Source organism: Planktothrix tepida PCC 9214 (assembly GCF_900009145.1).
Lineage (GTDB): Bacteria > Cyanobacteriota > Cyanobacteriia > Cyanobacteriales > Microcoleaceae > Planktothrix > Planktothrix tepida.
The window spans coordinates 389,732-413,992 of record NZ_LN889782.1 but is presented as its reverse complement, the minus strand read 5'-3'; the positions used below and the strand labels follow the sequence as shown (position 1 = coordinate 413,992).

The following is a 24,261-nucleotide window of genomic DNA, read 5'->3' as shown; positions in this document are numbered from 1 at the left end:
TAACTACGAACTACTACCAGTTTTTTCTTTCTCTGCAATTTTCAAGGTTCTGGCTGGAATCCTCTCCAGCAGTCTTGCTGTTTTCTAACAGCTAAGGTGCTGAATTATCCTGCTTTTTGAACCGGACTTGGGAGTTTGAAAGCTTTTGTTTGACTCATTCTTCTCGACCGACCTGGGATGACTTCTGTGAGTGCTTTTTTTGTTGGGATTTGGCACTTCTCCAGAAGTAGGTCTCCCTAAAAAGGAGGTGATCCAGCCACACCTTCCGGTACGGCTACCTTGTTACGACTTCACCCCAGTCATCAGCCCTGCCTTCGGCACCCTCCCCCCTTGCGGGTTAGAGTAATGACTTCGGGCGTGGCGAACTTCCATGGTGTGACGGGCGGTGTGTACAAGGCCCGGGAACGGATTCACCGCAGTATGCTGACCTGCGATTACTAGCGATTCCTCCTTCATGCAGGCGAGTTGCAGCCTGCAATCTGAACTGTGCCAAGGTTTCTGAGATTCGCTCTCCCTCGCGGGTTGGCTGCTCTCTGTCCTTAGCATTGTAGTACGTGTGTCGCCCAGGACGTAAGGGCCATGCTGACTTGACGTCATCCTCACCTTCCTCCGGTTTGTCACCGGCAGTCTCGCTAGAGTTCCCAACTTAATGATGGCAACTAACGACGAGGGTTGCGCTCGTTGCGGGACTTAACCCAACATCTCACGACACGAGCTGACGACAGCCATGCAGCACCTGTCTTCTGGTTCCCTAAGGCACTCTCTCCTTTCAGAGAGATTCCAGAGATGTCAAGTCCTGGTAAGGTTCTTCGCGTTGCATCGAATTAAACCACATACTCCACCGCTTGTGCGGGCCCCCGTCAATTCCTTTGAGTTTCACACTTGCGTGCGTACTCCCCAGGCGGGAAACTTAACGCGTTTGCTCCGGCACGGCCCGGGTCGATACAGGCCACACCTAGTTTCCATCGTTTACCGCTAGGACTACTGGGGTATCTAATCCCATTCGCTCCCCTAGCTTTCGTCCCTCAGTGTCAGTTGTAGCCCAGCAGAGCGCTTTCGCCACCGGTGTTCTTCCTGATCTCTACGCATTTCACCGCTACACCAGGAATTCCCTCTGCCCCTACTACACTCTAGCTCCCCAGTTTCCACTGCCTTTACGAAGTTAAGCCTCGCTCTTTAACAGCAGACTTGAGGGGCTACCTACGGACTCTTTACGCCCAATCATTCCGGATAACGCTTGCATCCTCCGTATTACCGCGGCTGCTGGCACGGAGTTAGCCGATGCTTCTTCCTCAGGTACCGTCACTTTCTTCTTCCCTGAGAAAAGGGGTTGACAATCCAAGAACCTTCCTCCCCCACGCGGTCTTGCTCCGTCAGGCTTTCGCCCATTGCGGAAAATTCCCCACTGCTGCCTCCCGTAGGAGTCTGGGCCGTGTCTCAGTCCCAGTGTGGCTGATCATCCTCTCAGACCAGCTACTGATCGTCGCCTTGGTAGTCCCTTACACTACCAACTAGCTAATCAGACGCAAGCCCCTCTGTTGGCGATAAATCTTTTACCTCTCGGCTCATCCGGGATTAGCAGTCGTTTCCAACTGTTGTCCCCGTCCAACAGGCAGGTTCTTACGTGTTACTCACCCGTCCGCCACTAGAATCCTAAGATTCCCGTTCGACTTGCATGTGTTAAGCAGACCGCCAGCGTTCATCCTGAGCCAGGATCAAACTCTCCATTTTGAAGAATCTGTTTTTTTTGGCTCTAAAACTTGTTTCTCAAAGTTTTAGAATTTTTTGCTTTTTCAGAAAGTTTGTGTTAAACTTCCCGATTAAGAAGAAATTCTTAAAGACGAGATAATAGAATGTGCTAACTTGGCTTTCAAACTCTTAAGTTGTCCAGGTTCGGCGTGCCGTCTTTTGTTTTTCGACACTCTTATTAATCTAGCAGCCTTTCTTGGCTGTGTCAACCCCTTTTGAAAAATTTTTTTTGATTATCTTGCAGCCCTTGAGTGGAAAGGGTGTGAGATATTTTGGAGATTCAACCCATTTTTGAGATCCCTTTCTTCCTAGGAATGGTTAGTACGCAGAGGGGTAGATTGGGTACGGTGGCGGAAGGGGAAATATCTAATCTCAATCGATCTGAAATGTTGAATTAGCCTACTCCACAGGTTTTTGATGGCTTACGGAATCTTTCTAGGTGTTGCTGTAGCTAGGGAGGCGGGTATAGCATTCTGCTTCAGTAGTTGAGGTTAAAGCTTTTTGAGATCAGAAGGTCATCAATAGAACTTCTATAGGATTGGGGTTTAATGCAGACTGACTGTTTCTCAATCGTCCAACGGAGGCAAAACTAACGGATATTTTCAGCAATCATTTTGTTTTTATTACAAATTTTGATATTCCTAGTGCCTAACCTGCCAGACTCCTCTGAGGATTTTCGATGTGAACTGACTATAGATATAGTATAGAAGCTCTGAAAATGATTCAGTGGGGTTTAGCGGGTGATCTAAAATCCAATACTTCCTAAAATTCTCCTAAAGGCCCCTATTATGATTAACGATGCTCAAAACCTAGAAATTCAAGCGGAATGGGATTTACTCAATTGCCTATTTCCCAATGAATCACCGTACCCTTGGAATCCTTATACGATGGAGGCGGAAGCTTATTTATTAAAGCAAGAAGCTCCCGATTTTCTGGTAGAGGCGTTTACCGACGCTGAACTCGCTGAAAGCTCTCAACGGTTTATCGGCAAAATAAATCAGCTTTGGTTAGCCACAAGTTTACAAACCTCCTTATTACAACGTTTTGCTGAACAAATACCCCATGAGTTGTTACATCGGTTGGTACAGGTAACCACTCGTATCACTCAACAAGTTTCTTCGCAAAGTCTGTCATTGGCGGATCAATTGGTCTACTGTGTTCAAGAACTACTACCTCAATGGTCAGAGGAAGATTTACAGGTTTTAGCTCGTCCCTTTGCTTATGCAATGCGAGGTGGAGAACTCGAAGGCATAGAAGTAGGTTCCGAGGGTGTAGGATCAGTGTGTTGGTCTGAGTTATCGGAGATTGAACAAGCTAGAACTTGTTTAGTCATTGCTCGTTATGCCCTATCGGAGATTTTATCCGCTCAGGAAAACGCTTAATAGGCTTTTCCATAGCTTGGGATCAGTGAATAAATTTTTTTTGGAAAACCTCTAGTCATGTTCCTGATCCTGTGCTATATTAAAAAATCGTATGGCGAGCGTAGCCAAGTGGTTAAGGCAGAGGATTGTGGTTCCTCCACTCGTGGGTTCGAGTCCCATCGTTCGCCCTTATAAACCCGTAACAACCTTATGATCGAGCAGAGATTTTAAGGGAAAACCTAAAATGGATTTAGAAATCATTCCATGAACTCCTTTTTGTGGATGATTAACCACTTGAGTAATTCTAAAATTAGCGGCTAGAGAACATAAAACATAAGCCTCCTCTGCTTCTAATCCAAAGAATTGTTCTAGAACATCAATCATTTGTTTTAAAGCCGATTCAAACGCTAAATCTAAGGTTTCTGCAAATCCCATAGTAATGATATCCGATGGCGTTTCTGCAAGGGGAGACGTTAACAATATATTTTTATGTAAAATCAGTTTAATTTTACCATTCATTGAGGTTTCAATTGCGGTAACATTCACTTCTCCTTCTCCTTGTGCAGAATGTCCATCTCCAATGGAAAATAACGCACCGGGAACAAAAATAGGTAAGAATAAACGAGAACCCGCTTGCAATTCTGGGTTATCTAAATTGCCGCCATAAATTCCGGGTGGAATTGACGATCGTTGGGTTTCTGGAGTCGCAACCCCTAGAATTCCAAAAAAGGGTTTTAAGGGAATTTTAATCCCAGAATTAAGAGGAAATTCAGCAATGTTTTTCTCTAAATCTAATGGAATAAACCGTAATCGCGATTCAGAAAACTGTTGCGGTAAAGCTCCCCAACCCGTGCGAATTGCATTAAATCCCATGGCTAAACGAGGAGAAATTTCTTCTAATTGAATTTCTAAGACATCTCCCGGTTGTGCTTCTCGGATATAAATTGGCCCCGTTAACAGATGGGAACCTGGCCCTACAATGCGTTCTGGGGGTAAATGCTGGCAAATTTCTACTAATTCGGGTGTGAGAAAGGCTTCTGGTGATTCCTGATAAATTTTGAACCCTGTATAAGTTTCGACTTCAATGGAATCTCCAGAGTTGATCACTAAAGCTGGAGGTAAATTGCAGGAGAACCCCCCTAAATGAACCGTTGTACAAGTCGCTTTGAGTGTATGATGATTCATAGGATTGAAACGTCGGTTGATCTTAATTAAAACATGAATTTAAACCGATTAAAGCGTTTTCACAGATTCAGTCATTTTTTTTAAATTTATGTAATTAGAATATTTAATTTTAATTAAAGCTCTAAATTGTTGTAGATTTACCAGAAAAGAGAGGGCAAAACCCATGACAATTATTTCAGGAATAATACAATTTATAAATAAATTATTTACGCAACCCATTAGATTAGGTGAAATTACAATTTCAGTTAGTTTAATTATTACCGTCATTATTTCATTATTGGCTGTTATTTTAATAGCCCGGTTTTTTACTAATTGGTTACGCGATAAATTATTGGTTAAATGGGGATTTGATGAAGGCAGCCGAGACGCGATCGCTACAATTTGTTATTATTTTGTCATTGCTTTAGGGTTTATTATTGTTCCTCAAGCGTGTGGTTTAGATATTCGATCTTTAAGCTTTTTAGCTGGAGGTTTAGGGATTGGGATCGGTTTAGGTTTCCAGGGATTAGTTCAAAATTTTGTAAGCGGATTAATTCTCCTGATTGAACGTCCCGTTAAAGTGGGAGATTATATTGAAATTGATGATTTAGAAGGAACGATTCGCAAAATATCAATTCGTGCTGCTACGATTTTAACCAATGATGGAATTTCGATTATTGTCCCTAATCAAACTTTAGTCAGTGGAAAAATTATTAATTGGAGTTATGGAAATGTTAATAGTAGAATTCATATTCAAGTTCCCGTTGCTTACGGAAGTGATCCAGTGTTAGTAACGGAAGTTTTATTAGCGATAGCACGCCGAGAATCGAGAGTTTTATCTTATCCCGCACCTCAAGTTTGGTTAAGAAGTTTTGGAGATAGTGCGATTAATTTTGAGCTTTTAGTTTGGATTGATCAACCCAAAGCTAGACTTCCGATCCAAAGTTCATTAAACTATATTATAGAAACTGAACTTAAAAAAAACAATATTATTATCCCCCTTCCTCAAAGAGATTTATGGATCAAAAACCCTGAAGAATTGAGAACAATTTTTAACCCTCATCCCGTTGCTGTTCCTGCTTCTCCCCAAGGTCAACTTTCTGCCATTCAAACGGTTGAAGAGTCTGAAGGTTTAGAGCTAGAATCGGTAAACCCTCTATCCCTACGAGATTTATTAAGAAAAGTCGTTTATTTTGAGCAGTTTACCGATTTAGAATTATTAGGATTAATTGAACAAGGGTATCGAGAAACTATCCCATCAGGAGAATTTATTTTTCATGAAGGAGATCCAGGGGATGCCTTTCATATTATTCTTTCTGGTTCAGTAGAAATTATCTCGGAAAAAGTCAACAAACATATTCGCAATTTAAACCCAGGGGACTTTTTTGGAGAACTTTCCTTAATTATGGGAATTCCTCGCACGGCTGCTGTCCGAACCTTAGAAACAACCATTTTATTTGTTGTGGATCGAAATGTATTTCATTATTTTTTATCCAGTTATCCTCAATTAGCAGATCAAATGGCTGAAAAATTAGTTGAACGGAAACAAGAACTACTTGAACGTCAACAACTGTTAAGAGAAATGGGAATTTTAGGGGAGGAGGAAGATTTAGATAATAACCCATTGGTTTGGGTTAGAAAACGGATGAAATCGCTCTTTGGAATTTAATTTAAGATTAACCATGAAAATTCAACATTCTTTATCTTTATTTGGATTAATTTCTGCTTCTGTTATTGTTTCTCCTCTCGTTCATGCACAACCAATTATTCCCGCTAATGATGGAACTGGAACTCAAATCATTCCCCATAATAATCAATGGAATATTCAAGGAGGTCAACGATCTTCTGATGGGTCAAATTTATTCCATAGTTTTCAAAATTTTAATGTTAATACAGGTCAAATTGTTAATTTTATTTCTGAACCCAATATTCAAAATATTCTCGGACGAGTAACGGGGGGTCAAGCTTCAATTATTGATGGCTTAATTCAAGTTCTTGGCGGGAATTCCAACTTATTTTTAATCAATCCTGCGGGAATTGTTTTTGGCTCTAATGCGAGTTTAAATATTCCGGCTGCCTTTACCGTGACTACGGCTGATGCCATTGGTTTTGGACAGGGAAATTGGTTTAATAGTATTGGGAATAATAATTGGTCAACGTTAGTGGGAACGCCGAGTGAATTTCAATTTAATTCCCCTCAACCGGGTGCAATTATTAACTTAGGAGAATTGAATATTAATTCGGGACAATCCTTAAGGTTAGTGGGAGGAACCGTTATTAATGAAGGCAGCTTAAATGCACCATCAGGAGAAATTTATGTACAAACAGTTCCCGGTCAAAGTTTAGTTAAAATCAGTCAAATAGGTCATGCTTTAAGTTTAGAAATTACGCCTAATTTAATCGCTAATTCTGTATCTATCAATCCGCTTTTATTACCCGAATTATTAACAGGTTCTGGATTAAATTCTGCAACTCAAACAACCCTTAATCAAGCTGGAGAGATTGTTTTAAGCAATGGATTATCCGTGAATTCAGGGGATGTGATCATGGCTTCTGGTGCAAGAGTTAATGCTCAAACTGCTAATCTACAAGCCTCCAATAATTTAACATTAGCTGAAAATCAACTTTTAACAACAGGTGACTTAAATTTAATCGCTACAAATACCGTTACAATTCGAGATGGACAAACCCCCTTTCAAGCCAATGCTGGAGGCAACTTAACAATTCAAGGCAATCAAAATATTGATATATTAGCTCTCAATCACCCCATTACCCCCTTACAAAGTCAAGGGAATATGACCTTAATTAGTGATGGAATTATTTCAGGAGATGCTCACTTTTCCTCTGGGGGAAATTTTAGCATTTTAAACCTTAGAGGAACCGGAGGAAACTTTGTCAGTTTATATGATCCTATTATTAGCTCAGAAGCAGATGTTATTTTTGGAGACTATACCGGATCTTCTTTAAAAATTGAATCCAAAGGTGCAATTTCTGGCGGAAATATTAATATTACAACTCCTGATACTAGCCTGACCAATATAATAGATCCTGATGCAGAAATTCTCAGAAATAGTCCGGCTTTGATTTTAAAATCCGGGGTACAAATTTTAGCAAATCCGGTTAATTTAGCTCCAGATTCTGAATTCACAACTGCCGAGGATCAAATTATTTCTAGTCAGAGTAATTTATTTTCAGGAAATAACTTAATTTCTGTTGGTGAAGTGATCACCGCAGGGGGGCCAGTGCTCTTAGAATCTGCCAGTGAAATTTTTGTAGATTCTATTGCAACTCAAGGGGGAAATATTAACCTTAACGCTGTTAATAATATTTTGGTTACAAACACCTTGAATTCTCAAGGAGGGAGTATTAATTTAACCACTGGAGGGGTCTTGCAAGTTCAAGGAATTCTGCTTGATCAAAATGGAATTCCAGTTAGTATTTCCTCGGAAAATGGTAGTAATGGGGGTGCAATTACCATTCAATATCAAGGCGGAGAAACTGTACCCTTTGTCATTGGGGATTCAACGTTAAATGGAACCGCAGGAGCCATTACAACGGGTTCAGAAACGATTCAACCTCCCCAGATAATACCTAATTCTAATACCTTTTCTCAAGGAAATATTACCATTATAAATAAGGCTATTCCCATCAATAATCCATCTGATAACACAGACAATATTTTACCGGATCAGGAAGACAATAAAAATCCTCTTGATAATCAAAATGAAAATCCTCTTGATAATCAAACGGATTCTAATCAACCAGAACCACCCGATATTGTAGATGATATCACCCTTGAACCGAATGAACAACCGGGAGATAATGGAGAAGCTTTAGGGGGAATAATGGATGAAAATTCTCCCCTTAATTTAGAAGAAGATAGTCCCCAGATATTAGAACAAGATAATGCAATCGTGCTGGATGATAGCCCGATGAATGAAGGGGAAAATTCCCCTATAGATGACAAAAAAATAGAGGGAGAAGACGCGAACCAGATGGAAGCACCCGAAGCAGATCTTCCCCTTAATGAGACAACAAATATTGCGGCTGTGGATGCTGGAATAGAAGGATTAGAAACAGAAATTAATAATAGTTTTGAAAGCGGAAATTTTGAACAAGCCGTATCAGGATTAGAAAATTTAATCGGTTTTGAATATTCTAATTATTTTGGAACCAATTTTAATAGTCCTGAAACTCCTTCATCTCAAATTTCACAAGTCTTATCAAGTTTAGACCAACAAACAAATACCAAGTCTGCATTGATTTATGTTTATTCCAGAGAAAATGAATTAGAAATCGTATTAGTGCGTTCTAATGGTTCGATTTTGCATCGAAATGTTCCCGGTGTCAATCAAAAAATATTAGTCGATTTAATTAAAGAATTTCGATTAGAAATTAGTAGTTCTCGAAAAAATAAACAAGGTGCATACTTAGAAAAAGCACAACAATTATATCAATGGATTATTGCACCTATTGAAGCAGAATTAAAACAAGAGAATATTGAGATTTTAATGTTTACAATGGATGCTATTCTCCGGGGAATTCCTTTAGCGGCACTGCATGATGGCAAACAATTTTTAGTGGAAAAATATGCCTTAAGTTTGATTCCCAGTTTTAATTTAGTCAATACTCAATATCGTTCTACTGCACAAGCCACTGTATTAGCGATGGGAGCCTCCCAATTTCAGGATCAAAACCCCTTACCTGCGGTTCCGGTGGAACTATCAACGGTGACATCTGAACTCAATACTAATCAATATTTTCTCAATCAAGATTTTACCTTAATTAATCTAAAAAATCAATACAAAACCAATCCAACCCCAATTATTCACCTCGCTACCCATGCTGATTTTAAACCAGGAGACGCGAGTAATTCTTATATTCACTTGTGGGATCAAAAACTTCCCTTAAATCAACTTTCTCAATTAGGATTAAGTGATCCAACGGTTGATTTACTCGTTCTTTCTGCTTGTCGAACTGCGGTGGGTGATAAAAATGCAGAATTAGGATTTGCGGGGTTAGCTGTTGCTTCCGGTGCAAAGTCAGTATTAGCAAGTTTGTGGTATGTGAGTGATGAAGGAACATTAGGGTTAATGAGCGAATTTTATCACCATTTAGACACAATGGGTATTAAAGCAAAAGCTTTACAAGCCGCACAAATTGCCATGATTCGGGGTCAAGTTCGCATTGAGGAAGGTCGTTTAATTTTAGTCAATCAAAACCAAGAAATTACCCTTCCGCCTGATCTAAAAAATCTCAATAATGACGAGTTAAACTATCCCTATTATTGGGCAGCATTTACGTTAGTTGGCAGTCCTTGGTAGAAAGAAGTGCTATTGAACTGAAAGTGGGGAAAAATTCGTGCTTCCGCTTTAGCTGCTACTACAAACAGCAGTTGAGAAGGGTGTAAGATTTAAGGGGAAATACTGACCCAGGTAAGCGAGTTCCCAAGCTTGCCATGCTACCCTTATAGAGCCATGACACAAACGCAGCCAAATTCGAGTCAATCAGAGGTAAAGGAATCCTCGGCTTCAGCGTTGATATTGCTAGGGGTAGGATTAGTCGCTCTAGCTTCTACAGCTATATTTATCAAGCTGTCAGTTCGTGAGATTAGTGCTGAAGCGACGGTATTTAATCGGCTGTGGATTGCCACGATTGCCTTTGCAGGCTGGAATGCTTTAGGCTGGGGGCGATCGCCAGAGTCCAACAACACATCCGAGTTAATCAATTCAGGTATAACCTCAGAAGCCGAAAGTTCGACGACAGAGCCCTCCTGGGGCGATCGCCTGCGTTCATTTCCAAAGCTGACCATTTTGCTCCTGGTTTCTTTAGCACTGGTTCACCTGGGAGGACGCTTTTTATGGACATGGTCGCTAACCCAAACGACTGCTGCTAACGGAGCGATGTTAGCGAATATGCCACCGATCTTCACGGCTTTAGGGGGGTGGTTGTTTTTTGGACAGCGCTTTGATCGGCGATTCCTGACAGGATTGACGATCGCTATCGTTGGGGCAGTAGTATTGGTTCTGGGTGACTGGCTACACCCCACCGAAGAACTTTTTGGCCCCACAGCAATTATTGGGGATGGAGCAGCACTGTTGTCCTCAGTGTTTTATGCAGGCAGCTTTCTACTGGTCGAGAAGTTGCGCCAACGACTCTCTACCTCAGATATTTTAGTATGGCGCTGTGCGCTTGGTTTAGTGATTGCAGCCCCTCTCGTTTGGATCATTGATGATGTCATATTTCCCATGAGTACCATAGGCTGGATAGCGGTATTCGGGTTAGCACTGATCAGTGAAGTCACAGGACATGGCTTAATTGTCTATAGTCTGAAACATTTCTCCTCTGCCTTTGTCACCATCGTTTTGCTACTGGAACCTGCACCAACTGCGGCTGTTGCTTGGATCTTTTTTGGTGAATTTCTTCAACCCCTTAACTTTCTGGGGTTCCTGTTGATTTCTATCGGCATTTATTTAGCGAAAACGGGCGAAGGTTCTGCTAGTGCCAATCAGAATGACTCGGCTAGTTCAATCCCATCGGAAGAGCTTGTAGAGGCAGCGATCGAACCCTAACTCAATTTACATGAATTCGACGAGGGTTGAAACTTTAATCTCCACAAAAGTTTCTCACTGATTGCTTTCCCCTATGACACCTTTACACACTTGCATAAACTATGTTAGAAGTATTACTAAGGAATGAAAAATTAATAAATAGATTAACTAGGGTTAGAAAACGAATGAAATCACTCTTTGGAATTTAACATTAACTATGAAAATTAAACATTCTTTATCTTTATTGGGATTTATTCTGAGTTCTGTTATTGTTCCGCCTCTCGTTCATGCACAACCGATTATTCCAGCTAATGATGGAACAGGAACTCAAATCATTCCCAATAATAATCAATTACTCGTAGTTGAATGTAAGCAACATAAATATGAGGCTTTTGTACAACTAATTGAGACTTGCTATATATAAGTTTACACTTGTACTTTTTCCTCGGCTCTTAAGCTATTATCCAACCATGATATCCCGTGAACACTCAACGCTCTGAATTCTGTTTAAGCAGGAGTAATTTATATCATGAACGTGTTCGATTGTAAATTCAGGAGAATGCCGCAAATGTGGCATTATAAAATTCGAGCAATTGCCTTGACCGGAATTGTTTGTGTTTTTGTAGTTTGGACTACTCCGGTGCGATCGCAGGAGCAAGACTCCGTTCCCGAAGCCAATGCTGAACAGGTTGAAGCCGTTCAACCCAGTCCACCTCCCGATCCGCAAGCCGCGACGACAACAACAGAACTTGACATTCCCGTTGATGAACTCAAACTTCTCGTCAAACCCCTTACCCTAGAAGAACTTCAAACTGAAGCCGCCGGATGGATGCTCGTTCTGCACAATAAAGCCAAGGAAATTAGCGTTGCTGAAGTGACAATTAAACGCAAAAATGAAGCGATTGGTCAACAGCAAGAAGCGACTGACGCCTTAGAAACAGCGAAACAATCCCTGGAAGAAGCGGAGAAACTTCAAAAGGGTGCCGTTGCGGGTTCACCGGAATATCAAGAAGCGACTAAAAAAGTAGAAGAAGCGAAAGAACATCTGAAAAAAGCCCAGGAATCTGTTGAAGACGCGAAAACAACCAAAGAAGAATTAAAGCAAGACGAGACTTCACAGCAAGCGTTGGAACAGGCGGAGAAAACCGATACCCTGGAAACAGTCAAACAAATTCTGGATCAAACAAAGGCAGATCGAGATCAGATGATCGCTGGAGATTTTGCTTATGAAGAAGCGACTCAAAAGATCGAAAAGCTAGAAGCTGGGATTAAAGGGTTCGAGGATGCCCAAGAAGCTCAAAAAGGTATCAATCCCCATTCACCAGAATATCAGGTTGCCACTGAGAAAGTCGAACAAGCTTACCAAAGTCTTAAGCAACTCCTTGAAGAGCTTGGTGCTAGTACAACCGACCAATCCTCTCAGCATTTCGACAACGCTACTGCCACCCTGCAAAACACAGAAATTCAACATAACGCCGAGGAGAAAGTTGCGAGTTTACCCGGTGCTGTTGACAACCCCCAGAACCTGCAAAAACAACAGGAGCATTTGGAAAAAACGACGCAACAACTAGAAAAGAGTACGGAAGCAGAGTCAGATGCTAAAAACCAATTGATCGTAACCGTTACCGAACTGCAATCCCAGTTAACGGCAATTGTGGATCGCTTTAACGTGATTTTGGATGAACTCGATAAAAAAGGTGGTGATAGCAAAGCCTACCGCCAATACATTCAAGCAATTACCGCAGTTGAAATTGATACTAAAGATACTGAAGGTGTAGGTTTGCGACTTCTGAGTTGGGCGAAATCTAGTGAAGGGGGTCTTCGCTGGGGTACGAATATCGCTAAGTTTGTCGGTGTTTTAGTAGCCTGCATTATTGTTTCTCAGATTCTCGGCATGGTGACCAACCGACTGCTTTCTCTGTTCACTGGCACATCAGCCATGATGCGTCGGTTTACGGTAATGACGATCAAGCGGGGCGGCGTTGTGATCGGATTTCTCCTGGCTCTAACGGCCCTGGAAGTGAGCTTAGGCCCGGTTTTAGCGTTGCTTGGGGGGGTGAGTTTTGTTTTAGCCTTCGCCCTGCAAAGTAACCTGGGTAACTTAGCCAGTGGCTTGATGATTATGATTTACAAGCCGTTTGATGTGGGAGATGAAATCAAATTCGGTGAAATTTGGGGATATGTAGATTCCATCACATTAGCGAACACAAAAATCCAAGGTTTTGACTCTCAGATCATCTCTATTCCGAATAACACGCTTTGGAGCGAAATTGTCGAAAACTTGAGTCATGGTTCAACTCGTCAATTGAACTTTTGGTTCCGAGTTGGTTTTGATGAAGACTTGGCTAAAGTAGAACTCTTGCTTATAGACATTCTTCAATCCCATCCTCAAGTTTTACCCGATCCGGCTCCCAGTACCTTTGTCTGGAGTATTGAAGACTACTATATTAGTGTCAAGGCTGCTGCATGGACGACAAAAGACAATTTTTGGGTTGCTCACTCAGATCTGATTCGGATGATTCGGAAATGCTTTGATCAAGAAGGGATCAAACTTGCTGCTATCCCCGCATCTATAGAAATATCTGGGGAGGATGACAGTAAAATTCTTGAGGCTGCTCAAGTCACGCAAGATAAAATCTCACTGACAAAATAATTGAGTCCGATCAAGTTGCTTGACGTTTTCCTAATATTTGAGAATTGTTGACCTTCTCAGCCCCTAAAACGCTCAGAAGGTCAACAATTTTTTGGGCAGCCTTTCTAAATAAAACGCATAGTCAAGAGCAACAACATAACCAACTCCATCCGGTAAAGCCTGTAACAAGCTGAGGTGGTAAAATACAACGGCTAGTAACAGACCGCTTAATGCCTCAACAGAAAGTTGTTCAAAGGGCAGAAATAATAACAAGTAAGCCACAGCCACAAAAAACCAAAGCGGGAGTAAGTTTTTGATACTAAAACTGAGTAAGTCCCGCTTAATGTCAATAACAGCATTGAACTGAGAGTATTCTAATCCTGATCCCGTAATGAGATTATCCCTTGTTAAATCTGCGTGCCTAAGTCGCTTGCCTTGAATGCCACCTGCTTTGTTAATTTGGTCAACATAGAGTTGTACCCCTCTGACCATTGACTCACCCACTGTCTCCGTTGCTTTTCCAACTTGGCTTAAAGGAGCAGCGATCGCAATTGTGATAGTTTCTTGATTGCGCTTATTAAAGGTATCAATCCCGATAATCGCCATGACCACTAACAACGCTGTGGCAAGCCAAAGGATAATTTTTCTACTTGGCATTTTAATTCGGTTGGCGTAAAACTTAAGATTTTGCAGTTTATTTACTATTTTACATCTTAAAATGCCCATCTTTAGAAACTATTAAAAATGCGGAATTTCACGAGTTAAAAATTAATAAATAAGTTTTTTTGCTTAGTAGAAATCATGCAAGTTGCTAGTTATTAGCGATCGCTCTAGCCAAAACCCAGTAGATTGATATTGAATCAAATCAGCAGAGGGTAAAAATTTCTTTGGAATTTCCCTCAATCAAATTAAGTAAATTTCTAAAAAACTAATATTCTTTATTGTATCACAATTTTAATTAACATCAACAAAAATTTACAATTAGCTTTTTTCTTATTAGATCATCAGTTATTACCCTGCTATGATCTTGACCGATTATTTAATACTGTGAATTTTGAGCAGGAGCCATCTATGGTGGAAAAAATCTCTAACTCTCAATCTCCGCCTTCAACATCCAATCAAGTCAGAGAAGACAACATCGGAAAACGAGAGAGTTTACTCGGTAATGTCTATTTTGTTCGACATGGAGAAAGTACGAGCAACGAACGCAATATTTTTGCAGGGGTTCTAGATGTGGAACTCACCTCCTTTGGAAAACTACAAGCTCGCCGTGCTGGGGTTGATATTAAGAAACAAGGAGTCAAGTTTGATGCGGTATACGTCTCTCACATGAAACGGGCGCGCCAAACCTGTGAAATTGCCTTGGCAGAAAGTCAAGCCCTGAAATCCCCGGATATTCCCGTTGAAATTGACCACCGGATTAGTGAAAAATCCTTTGGTATTTTTGCAGGGCGGAACTTAAATTTGCTGCGCCTTGCGTTGGGTTATGAAGGCTTCGAGGAAATGTTACATTCCCACAACGAAGCACCGCCCGCCGGAGAAAAAATTGCACAAGTTTATGATCGCGCTGCACGTTTCTATGAGGAAAAGGTTGTCCCTCATCTCGAACAAGGGGAAACGGTATTAGTCGTTTGTCACCAATATGTATTAGAGCCTTTAGCGCTTTATTTAAGCGGTTTACCTCCAACAGCTTATAAACACCTGAAACTTCCCAATGGTAAAGCTCTCAGTGGGGAAGATCTCGTCAAATTTCGAGATAAAGAATCCGGTGGTGCTGCGGCTTTACGAAAAGAAATCAATGATCTTTCCATTATGTGGGCAATTTTGATTTATGCAGTTGCCTTCTTATTGGGAACTTTAGTTCGAGCCATTAGTGCCTCTCCTGCTGCAATTCAGTCCGATATTTTTCGAGCCATTATTGTTGCGTGTCTTGCCGCTTCAACGTTTTACACCTATTTGGATATTGACTTTGCCGCAAGTAAACGAAAAGTTACTTCAACGGTGCAGTATATCGTTTATGGCTGGACAATAGCACGATGGGTAGTTGGGCTATTTTTAATCTTTTCTGGAGGGTTGTATCAAAGCCCAGAGGATTTATATAAAGTCATGTGGGTGCTATTTTGGATGGTACCACCTGCCTTGACTTCCCCCATTTTATCGGTGCTTTGGGGAGGTAATCTTTATCCTTCGGCGGTGTTATCTAAAAACTTATCAATTATCGCACCTTTGGCACTGATTGGAACATTTACGATCGCTAAACAATTACCGATTAACTCTTCGAGTCTGAGCTTTTTCTTCATTATTCTAATTGTGGGTTTAGCAATACCGGGAGCGCTCGCCCAATTTTGGCGCGACAAATCTCCCGTTGAATCCAATCATCACAGTAAAAACTGGAAATTTATCGGTGTTTTAGCTGTTGCATTAATGGCTTTAGTAACAGGGTTTCAGTTTACTCCCGCAACGTTTATTTCCGATTTATTTACGGCAACAGATCCGATGCGATCGTTTGCTTGTTTACAACAGCTTGCTTTAGCCGTATTAATCTTTGTCTCAATGCGGGGTTTAGCTGTATTAACCGCAGTGTTTTCCAAGGGTAAACTCAATAAAGCAGAAGCTCAGGATGCTTATATTCTGCTGGTGAATCCTAACTTTTACCTTTGGGCGGTGCTTTTCCTGGGGATTAGCACAACCGCCAATCCAGAAGCTGTCCGATATGCAATTTTCTGGACTTCATTGGGATTTTTCTGTATCCCTTTAATTGAGCAAATCTTGTTCATGAATGCCTTCGGAAATGACATTTTGAGAGAAACATTACGCTCATCGAGAATGGCAACTGAAAATGTTAAGAAGCTATTCCTTAAATTAGATACGGATGGCAGTAAAACACTGGATCGCGCTGAAATTATGGAATTGTTAGGGCTGATTGAAGATATGACATCAGGAACCCGCAGTTCAGAAGAAGTTAGAAAATATATCACTGATTATCTATTTAACATTCTTGATGCCGATAAAAATGGCACAATCGATTTACAAGAGTTAGAAGATTACATCTCAACTTATGGATTGGTTGCTAACTTGAACGTTGCCCCTGCGACAGCATCTCCAACCTGACAATAGTTGGCTTTGGTCATCTGAGTCATTTCAAGCGATCACTAGGAGATCTTGGATTCTGAGAAGTCCAGAAAAAGTATCCGAGCGATCACTTTTTCTACGACAACAGCTAATATGAAATCCTTAAATGTTTGCTACAAATAACTGAATTGAAGAAGGTCGTTTAATTTTAGTCAATCACAACCAAGAAATTACCCTTCCTTCCGATCTACAAAATCTTAATAATAACGAGTTAAACTATCCCTATTATTGGGCAGCATTTACATTAGTCGGAAGTCCTTGGTAAGATAAAAAATAGAATATCACCCTCTGTAGGGGCGAGGTTTTCTCGCCCTAAAACATACCTGCAATTAATCTAAATTATCAGGCCAGAGATTGCGTTCCTGTAACCATTGTTTATTAAATAATTTAGATTGATAACGAGCACCCCCATCACATAAGACCGTAACAATGGTATGACCCGGCCCCATTTCTTTCGCTAAAGCTACCGCCGCCCCTACATTAATTCCTACAGAACCTCCCATAAATAATCCATCTTTTCTTAACAGTTGATAAATGACCCGTAAAGCTTCATTATCATCTACTAAAATGGCATCATCAATGGGAACATTTTCCATATTTGCGGTGATTCGACTATTCCCAATCCCTTCCGTAATTGAATTTCCTTGAGGATTAATTTCTCCCGTTTTTACATAACTATATAACCCACTCCCCATCGGATCAGCAACAACGGTTTTAATCTGAGGATTTTTCTCTTTTAAAAAGAGCGAAACTCCGGCAAACGTTCCTCCGGTTCCTGTTGCAGCGACCCAAGCATCGACTTTACCATCGGTTTGTTCCCAAATTTCTGGCCCGGTTGTTTCATAATGGGCTAAACGATTGGCTAAATTATCAAATTGATTTGCCCAAACTGCATTTTCCATTTCTGACGCTAACCGTCCTGATAATCTAACATAATTATTTGGATCTTTATACGGAACAGCAGGAACTGGTCGAACTTCGGCTCCTAAAGTTCTTAAGGCTTCCATTTTTTCAGGAGATTGAGTGTCAGGAATAATAATTAAACATTTGTAGCCTTTGGCATTACAAATATGGGCTAATCCGATTCCCGTATTTCCAGCAGTTCCTTCTACAACGGTTCCACCGGGTTTTAGTAATCCTTTTTCTTCTGCATCTTTAATAATATATAAAGCCGCCCGATCTTTCACAGAACCGCCGGGATTTAAAAATTCTGCTTTCCCTAAAATTTCACACCCAGTTTCATCACTGAAACTGTTTAATCGAATTAAAGGGGTATTCCCAATTGTGCCAACAAAACCGTTTTTAATGTCCATGAACAACGTCCTAGTTAAAATTTTGCACTGCGTTTCTTTTATTTTAGGGATTAACTGGACTAGATGATGCTCCGCCCAGCCGAAGGCTATCGCAAACTGTCTGAAGTGTTGTTATTGGGTTGAGGTGTCAGACGTAAATAGGGTTTGACTTCTTGATCACCTTTTACGGTCTGGGTCTGCTAAGATTAGAGTAAAATGAAAAGGGCAATTTATTTAGGATTGCTAAGTAGGTAAACAAAATTAATTACACACTAGGTTAACCTGAAGCTCTTAAAACAAAGGGAAAACCAGAAATCGGATATGCAAATAATTTTGTGTAGGTACTTATAAGTACGCAAACATAATTATTTACACATTTGATGATTCCCAGATCCGGTCTTCCCTTTGTCAACTCGGTAATTTATTTTGCACCAGCACTTATATGAAAATTGGTTATTTAATTCCAGAATGGCCCGGACAATCCCATGTATGGGCCTGGCGTGAAATCTCTCATCTTAGAGAGTTGGGGCTGGATATCACTATTTTCTCAACTCGTCAGCCTAAAGAATTGGGAAAGCATAGCTTTGCCTTAGCTGCTCAGGCTGAAACTTGCTATCTATGGCCACTTAGCATTAGTAAAATCATCCTGAGTTTGACTTGGGCGATAGTACGTCATCTGAAAGGGTTTCTATCTTGTATTCAGTTGGCTTTTACCTTACCTGTAGACAAACAACCATCTTGGAAATCGGTTCTACCATTGATAATTCCGGCTTGTCAATTAGCACAAGAAGTGAAATACAGGCAAATCAAGCACTTGCATACCCCCATACCTGGAAACAGTGCTATTTTGTGTATGATGGTCAAACGGTTAGTAGATTTACCATTTTCACTAACTGTAGTAGCAGCATTTGAGGATTGGGGAGGTGCATTAAAAGAAAAATTTGAGGATGCTGCTTTTGTTACTTTAGTAGCAGAGTGGATGGTGGAAGAGATGCAGAAAGATTTCTCATCACTTGCTCCACAACATTATCATTACATCACCAGGCATGGAGTAGATACCCAAAAATGGATGCCTGATTCTAACAAGAAATTAGATGTTGCTTGTCCAAAGCGAATTTTGAGTATTGGACGCTTAGTTTTTAGCAAGGGCTTTGATATTTTGATAAAAGCGGTAGCAATCGTAAAGGAAAAGGGTGTACCTTTTCAGTTAAGAATTGCTGGTTCAGGTCCAGAACAGCCAAGACTGCAAGCTTTAATCTATGAGTTAGGTCTAAATGAAGATGTTCTTCTGTTAGGTTCTATAGGGGAAGAAGAATGTCTTTCAGAAGCGCAATCTGCCGATTTATTTATACTAGCTTCCCACAAGGAACCTTTGGGAGTCGTCTATTTAGAAGCAATGGCTGCTGAGGTAGCAACGATTGGAACTGCGGCTGGCGGAGTTGTGGAGATTATCACAGATCATGTGAACGGATTGTTGGTACCTCCTTTTGATGTACAGAAGTTGGCAGATGCTATTGTGCAGTTGCTTACCGATGATCTATTTCGTAAGCAACTTGCTAAAGCTGGCCGTCAAACTGTTATCGAAAAGTTTGATAGTCGCTTGGGAGCGGCAACTCTTCACAATCTTATTCTTCAGAGTTCTTATGCAAGACCCGGCAAAGGTATTGAATAAGAACTTGTGTTATTTCCATAGCCGACATCTATTAGCACAATAACCGATCACTCTCCTGTGTCTAAGCTCCTTTAGGGATTAACAGGACTAATGCAAAACCCAGCTTCTCCTTTTTGCATTAAGAAACTGGGTTTTTTCTTGAAGACTCGTTTATTTATTGGGTTGAGGTGTCAGACGTAAATAAGGTTTGACTTCTTGATAGCCTTTCGGGAACTTCTCTTTCAAAACTTCGGGGTCTTTGAGGGAAGGAACAATCACACAATCATCCCCATCTTTCCAGTCCGCCGGGGTGGCGACGCTGTAGTGATCAGTGAGTTGCAGCGAATCAATCACCCGCAGAATTTCATCAAAGTTACGTCCGGTGCTGGGAGGATAAGTTAAGCTTAAACGTAGTTTTTTATTAGGGTCAATAATAAAAACAGTCCGCACTGTAACCGCAGCATTTGCATTCGGATGAATCATGTCGTACAACTCTGACACTTTGCGGTCTGGGTCTGCTAAAACTGGATAATTAACGGTGGTATTTTGAGTTTCGTTAATATCTTGAATCCAACCTTGGTGGGAGTCCGCATCATCCACACTCAACGCAATCACTTTAACGTTGCGTTTGTCAAATTCGGGTTTTAATTTAGCAACGGTTCCCAGTTCCGTTGTGCAAACGGGTGTATAGTCGGCTGGGTGAGAGAATAACACCACCCAACTATCTCCAGCCCAGTCATAAAAGTTAATGTCACCTTCGGAGGATGCTTGAGTAAAGTTGGGTACGGTATCCCCAAGTCGCAGTGTCATAGTTAATGTCCTGTAATTTCAATTCAATCTTGCTTTTTCATCATATCCCAGTTTCCCTATCGGTTTTTAGCAATTTTAAAAAATTTAGCGAGGGTTGTTAACGGTTGACCCTTGACTGTGATTACCTAATCACGGGTTTGGAGTCTATGGTATGGCTTCGCGCTTGGCTTATTTGTACAGAAATTAATCATTTCCCCTCCCTTTTGCCCCTATCCTCATGTCCCCTGTTTTCCCCATGTCCCCTCATTTTTGATAGTCTAAATAGAAATAGAGTCTTGGGAACAAATACAAGAGTGGATATTGTAATTGGTCGGGGCAAGGTTGCCCGCAGAGCGTATGGCATTGACGAAATTGCGTTAGTCCCTGGACAGCGCACCCTTGATCCAGTTTTAGCAGATACAACCTGGACAATTGGTGGCATTGAACGAGAAATTCCCATTATTGCTAGTGCAATGGATGGGGTGGTCGATGTTCGCATGGCGGTGGAATTATCGAAACTAGGAGCATTGGGGGTATTAAACCTAGAAGGGATTCAAACCCGTTACGAAGATCCAGAACCGATTTTGGATCGCATCGCTTCAGTGGGGAAAGATGAGTTTGTCACCCTGATGCAAGAATTGTATGCAGAACCCATCAAACCGGAACTGATTACTCAACGCATTCAGCAAATTAAAAACGGAGGGGGTATTGCGGCGGTGAGTGCCACCCCGGCCGGAGCGAGTAAATACGGCGCTGTTGTGGCTGAAGCTGGGGCTGATTTATTTTTTGTCCAAGCAACAGTGGTGTCAACCACCTTCCTCTCACCAGAGTCTGTGACCCCTCTGGATTTAGTCAAATTTTGTCAAGAAATGCCCATTCCGGTGATTTTGGGCAACTGTGTCACCTACGACATCACCTTAGATTTGCTGAAAGCCGGTGCGGCGGGAATTTTAGTTGGGATTGGCCCTGGTGCAGCTTGTACCTCACGGGGGGTTTTAGGGGTTGGAGTTCCCCAAGCAACGGCCGTAGCCGACTGTGCTGCTGCTCGGAATGATTTCTATCAAGAAACCGGACGTTATGTACCAATTATTGCCGATGGCGGATTAATTACCGGAGGAGATATCTGTAAATGTATTGCTTGTGGTGCTGATGGGGTGATGATTGGTTCTCCCTTTGCCCGTGCTAAAGAAGCTCCGGGACGGGGTTATCACTGGGGAATGGCAACGCCGAGTCCGGTGTTACCCCGTGGAACTCGAATTCGGGTGGGAACAACGGGAACCTTAGAACAAATTCTGCGTGGCCCCGCTCAACTCGATGACGGAACTCATAATTTATTGGGGGCGTTAAAAACCAGTATGGGAACCCTGGGGGCGCAGACAATTCCAGAAATGCAGCAAGTGGAAGTGGTGATTGCGCCTTCACTGTTAACAGAAGGGAAAGTCTACCAAAAAGCTCAACAGTTAGGAATGGGTAAGTAAATTTACGGAGGAGGAGTTCAAGGATTCTTGACAACACTTGTTAAAGAGTCGTAAAAATTACAACTCAACCTGGAATTCTGGGAAATAAAATGTCACAATAGAAGAAGCGGAGACGTATGTTTCCGTTCACTCCTCACACCACACTCCGCCTGAACTTTTGTTCGGGCGGTTTCTTAATTTTAGAAATTAGAACCGACCCGCTTAGATTCGCTTGCTCCTAGGATAAGGATAACTGCTCATTTGTGCAAGTCGTTAGACAAAAATTTTGATAATGGGGTATCAGGTGAGTAATTGTTCAACTGAATATCCTTTTGCGGTAAGATTGGCTTAAGGGTCTGCCTTGAAGAATCCACTTAAATCGAAACGAAATGAATTAAGCCTTGTCCCCATAATAAGGTTGAATTTAATTTTGAAAAGATTTAAGCTCTAATAGAGCCAGAGTTTCCCGTGTCCCCCTGTAACGTTATCCCTCCAGGGATGGATGATCTAACTCAAATTATTGCATTTGAGCTAAGTTCTCCTAATGGTTAATTCAAGCCCGTATTGAAATATAATGAGGAGTTATTGCCGAGTTAACAGCTTGCTCAACATCCGAGTAGGATAGACAAAAAGAAAGCAAAAACTGGAGAGCCTTAATCTCCTCTCTGGCTTCGTCTACTGTTCGACAGTCAGTGGACGTATAATCTAATTTCTTGTGGACAAGAGGGTAGGAAAGCTGTTAAATCTAAAATTAACGCTTTGCCTATTCAATTGGTTAAGCAAGAAGCTCTCGTTAGATACTCTTGTGTCTACGATGAGACTGTCAAATTTGATAGGGTCTTATATATAAGGATTTCTAGGGATGTCCAACGCCTTAACAGTTACTGATGCTAGTTTTAAGGAAGATGTGCTTGACAGCGAAATCCCAGTATTAGTGGATTTTTGGGCTCCTTGGTGCGGGCCTTGTCGCATGGTTGCACCTGTTGTCGAGGAAATTGCAGAGCAATATGCCGGGCAAGTAAAAGTAGTCAAGCTCAATACAGATGAAAATGCTACTACTGCTAGTCAGTATGGTATTCGCAGTATTCCAACTCTGATGATTTTCAAAGGAGGTCAAAGAGTGGATATGGTTGTGGGTGCTGTTCCTAAAACGACATTAGCGTCTACTTTAGAAAAGTATCTGAAGCCAAATACCTGAAGTCGTTAGCGAACACTATTTAATCATTGTTGCAGGGGTTGACAACTCATCTAAACAACTGACTTCAAAAACAATCCATTTGAGTCAGTTGCTAGACGGAGTTCTTGAGTCCTCCAAAATGATACTCAAACCTCAAGCTCATTATTCACGGGTGTTGCGCCTTGGAACTTTGGGTCTGAGGTGCTTTGTTGTAAGTGATAAAATCGTATGAACTCCTCTGACATTAGCCAAGCGGTAGATTCTCTACAAGCAGATATTATTCAGTTAGTTGATCAACTGCCGAATTTAAAGCATAAGAAGTGGATTTCACGAGCACTTTCAAGCCTAGTTCACATGGCTGGGGAGGAATTTGAGACTCTGGATTGGAAAATTATTTCCGCCTCTTTGCTGGACTTAGAACGAGGGTTTCAAATTTTTTATCCCTATCGCCATGTTCGCAAAATTTGTATTTTTGGTTCGGCTCGCATTTCGGCTAATACTCAAGAGTATCGTATGGCAGCAGATTTTGCCCAATGTGTCACCCAGCAAGGATTTATGGTCTTAACTGGGGGTGGGGGTGGGATTATGCAGGCGGGAAATGAGGGTGCAGGTCTGGATTTATCGTTTGGATTAAATATTCAACTTCCCTTTGAACAATCTTCAAATCCGTATATTGAAGGGAATAAAAAAGCAATTATGTTTAAATATTTTTTCACGCGCAAGCTGTTTTTTTTGCGTGAAAGTGATGCTTTAGCGATGTTTCCAGGGGGGTTTGGGACGTTAGATGAAACCTTTGAATGTTTAACCTTAATTCAAACGGGAAAATTTGGCCCTGCTCCATTGATTTTAGTGGATCGTCCGGGGGGGGATTATTGGTACGATTTACATCAATTTATTGAAAAACAAATGCTCAATCGGGGATTGATTTCACCGGATGATCCAAGTTTTTATACGATTACGGATGATTTGTCTGTGGCTTGTGAAGCGATCGCTAATTTCTATCGAGTTTATCATTCAAGTCGCCACGTTAAAGATAAGTTTGTAATGCGCTTAAAATCGGAATTATCAAATGAGCAAGTGGAACAACTCAATACCGAGTTTCACGATATCTTATCTAAAGGAAGAATTGAGAAAACGGAAGCTTTCCCTGAAGAGATAGGGGGCGAAACCGAAGGCTTACCGCGTCTAATGTTCCATTTTAATCAACGTCGTGTTGGACGATTATATCAAATGATTTATAGGATTAATAAGATGGGAGCGACTTCCCCAGAAGCGGCGCATCCAGAGCAGAAGTAGGGACAAGGGG

15 protein-coding genes, 1 tRNA gene and 1 rRNA gene are annotated in these 24,261 nt (G+C 41.3%); 12 read left to right on the top strand and 5 right to left on the bottom strand.

The features are described 5' to 3' along the window. Nucleotides 1-240 precede the first annotated feature (240 nt). A 16S ribosomal RNA gene (locus tag PL9214_RS04765) occupies nucleotides 241-1,731 on the bottom strand. An 806-nt stretch (nucleotides 1,732-2,537) separates the two neighbouring features. Between PL9214_RS04765 and PL9214_RS04760 the strand changes: the two genes are divergently transcribed. Next, nucleotides 2,538-3,131 (top strand): hypothetical protein, encoded by a 594-nt coding sequence (locus PL9214_RS04760; protein WP_072717694.1) that lies wholly within the window; start codon nucleotides 2,538-2,540, stop codon nucleotides 3,129-3,131. 94 nt (nucleotides 3,132-3,225) lie between these two features. Continuing rightward, nucleotides 3,226-3,298: transfer RNA gene (locus tag PL9214_RS04755), tRNA-His, on the top strand. A gap of 1 nt (nucleotide 3,299) precedes the next feature. Here the strand turns inward: PL9214_RS04755 and PL9214_RS04750 are convergent. Next, complete coding sequence (locus PL9214_RS04750; RefSeq protein ID WP_072717693.1) at nucleotides 3,300-4,295, bottom strand: acetamidase/formamidase family protein; 996 nt, start codon at nucleotides 4,293-4,295, stop codon at nucleotides 3,300-3,302. 163 nt (nucleotides 4,296-4,458) lie between these two features. On the opposite strand from PL9214_RS04750, the gene PL9214_RS04745 reads away from it, so the two are divergent. From PL9214_RS04745 to PL9214_RS04725, 5 genes are all read left to right on the top strand, one after another. Further along, entirely contained in the window at nucleotides 4,459-5,943 is a 1,485-nt protein-coding gene (locus PL9214_RS04745) for a mechanosensitive ion channel domain-containing protein (RefSeq protein WP_072717692.1), read from the top strand. A gap of 13 nt (nucleotides 5,944-5,956) precedes the next feature. Beyond that, complete coding sequence (locus tag PL9214_RS04740) at nucleotides 5,957-9,598, top strand: CHAT domain-containing protein (protein WP_072718656.1); 3,642 nt, start codon at nucleotides 5,957-5,959, stop codon at nucleotides 9,596-9,598. Nucleotides 9,599-9,751: 153 nt separating this feature from the next. Further along, the gene (locus PL9214_RS04735) at nucleotides 9,752-10,846 is read left to right on the top strand and encodes a DMT family transporter (RefSeq protein WP_072717691.1); all 1,095 of its coding nucleotides are present in this window, start codon (nucleotides 9,752-9,754) and stop codon (nucleotides 10,844-10,846) included. 196 nt (nucleotides 10,847-11,042) lie between these two features. Continuing rightward, on the top strand, nucleotides 11,043-11,249 hold the full coding sequence (locus PL9214_RS04730) for a hypothetical protein (RefSeq protein WP_072717690.1): 207 nt from the start codon (nucleotides 11,043-11,045) through the stop codon (nucleotides 11,247-11,249). A 144-nt stretch (nucleotides 11,250-11,393) separates the two neighbouring features. Further along, entirely contained in the window at nucleotides 11,394-13,478 is a 2,085-nt protein-coding gene (locus PL9214_RS04725; RefSeq protein WP_072717689.1) for a mechanosensitive ion channel family protein, read from the top strand. 72 nt (nucleotides 13,479-13,550) lie between these two features. On the opposite strand, the gene PL9214_RS32180 is transcribed toward PL9214_RS04725, so the two are convergent. Next, nucleotides 13,551-14,114, bottom strand: coding sequence for a hypothetical protein (locus tag PL9214_RS32180; RefSeq protein ID WP_245824175.1), 564 nt, complete (start codon nucleotides 14,112-14,114; stop codon nucleotides 13,551-13,553). A gap of 414 nt (nucleotides 14,115-14,528) precedes the next feature. Between PL9214_RS32180 and PL9214_RS04715 the strand changes: the two genes are divergently transcribed. Continuing rightward, nucleotides 14,529-16,568: a histidine phosphatase family protein gene (locus tag PL9214_RS04715; protein ID WP_083579882.1), complete on the top strand. Its 2,040-nt coding sequence runs from the start codon at nucleotides 14,529-14,531 to the stop codon at nucleotides 16,566-16,568. A gap of 350 nt (nucleotides 16,569-16,918) precedes the next feature. Here the strand turns inward: PL9214_RS04715 and PL9214_RS04710 are convergent, their stop codons facing one another. Continuing rightward, nucleotides 16,919-17,902 carry a cysteine synthase A gene (locus PL9214_RS04710; RefSeq protein WP_072717687.1) on the bottom strand — a complete coding sequence of 328 codons (984 nt, stop codon included), beginning with the start codon at nucleotides 17,900-17,902 and terminating at the stop codon, nucleotides 16,919-16,921. Between the two features lie 421 nt (nucleotides 17,903-18,323). On the opposite strand from PL9214_RS04710, the gene PL9214_RS04705 reads away from it, so the two are divergent. Then, nucleotides 18,324-19,553, top strand: a complete 1,230-nt coding sequence (locus PL9214_RS04705) for a glycosyltransferase family 4 protein (protein WP_072717686.1) — start codon at nucleotides 18,324-18,326, stop codon at nucleotides 19,551-19,553. A 150-nt stretch (nucleotides 19,554-19,703) separates the two neighbouring features. Here the strand turns inward: PL9214_RS04705 and PL9214_RS04700 are convergent, their stop codons facing one another. After that, complete coding sequence (locus PL9214_RS04700) at nucleotides 19,704-20,342, bottom strand: peroxiredoxin (protein ID WP_072717685.1); 639 nt, start codon at nucleotides 20,340-20,342, stop codon at nucleotides 19,704-19,706. Nucleotides 20,343-20,635: 293 nt separating this feature from the next. Between PL9214_RS04700 and PL9214_RS04695 the strand changes: the two genes are divergently transcribed. The 3 genes from PL9214_RS04695 to PL9214_RS04685 all read left to right on the top strand — a co-directional run bounded on the left by PL9214_RS04695 (nucleotide 20,636) and on the right by PL9214_RS04685 (nucleotide 24,251). Beyond that, nucleotides 20,636-21,799, top strand: a complete 1,164-nt coding sequence (locus PL9214_RS04695) for a GuaB3 family IMP dehydrogenase-related protein (protein ID WP_072717684.1) — start codon at nucleotides 20,636-20,638, stop codon at nucleotides 21,797-21,799. A gap of 841 nt (nucleotides 21,800-22,640) precedes the next feature. Then, nucleotides 22,641-22,976, top strand: a complete 336-nt coding sequence (gene trxA / locus PL9214_RS04690) for a thioredoxin (RefSeq protein ID WP_072717683.1) — start codon at nucleotides 22,641-22,643, stop codon at nucleotides 22,974-22,976. Between the two features lie 207 nt (nucleotides 22,977-23,183). After that, nucleotides 23,184-24,251 (top strand): LOG family protein, encoded by a 1,068-nt coding sequence (locus PL9214_RS04685; protein WP_072717682.1) that lies wholly within the window; start codon nucleotides 23,184-23,186, stop codon nucleotides 24,249-24,251. Nucleotides 24,252-24,261: the final 10 nt, after the last annotated feature.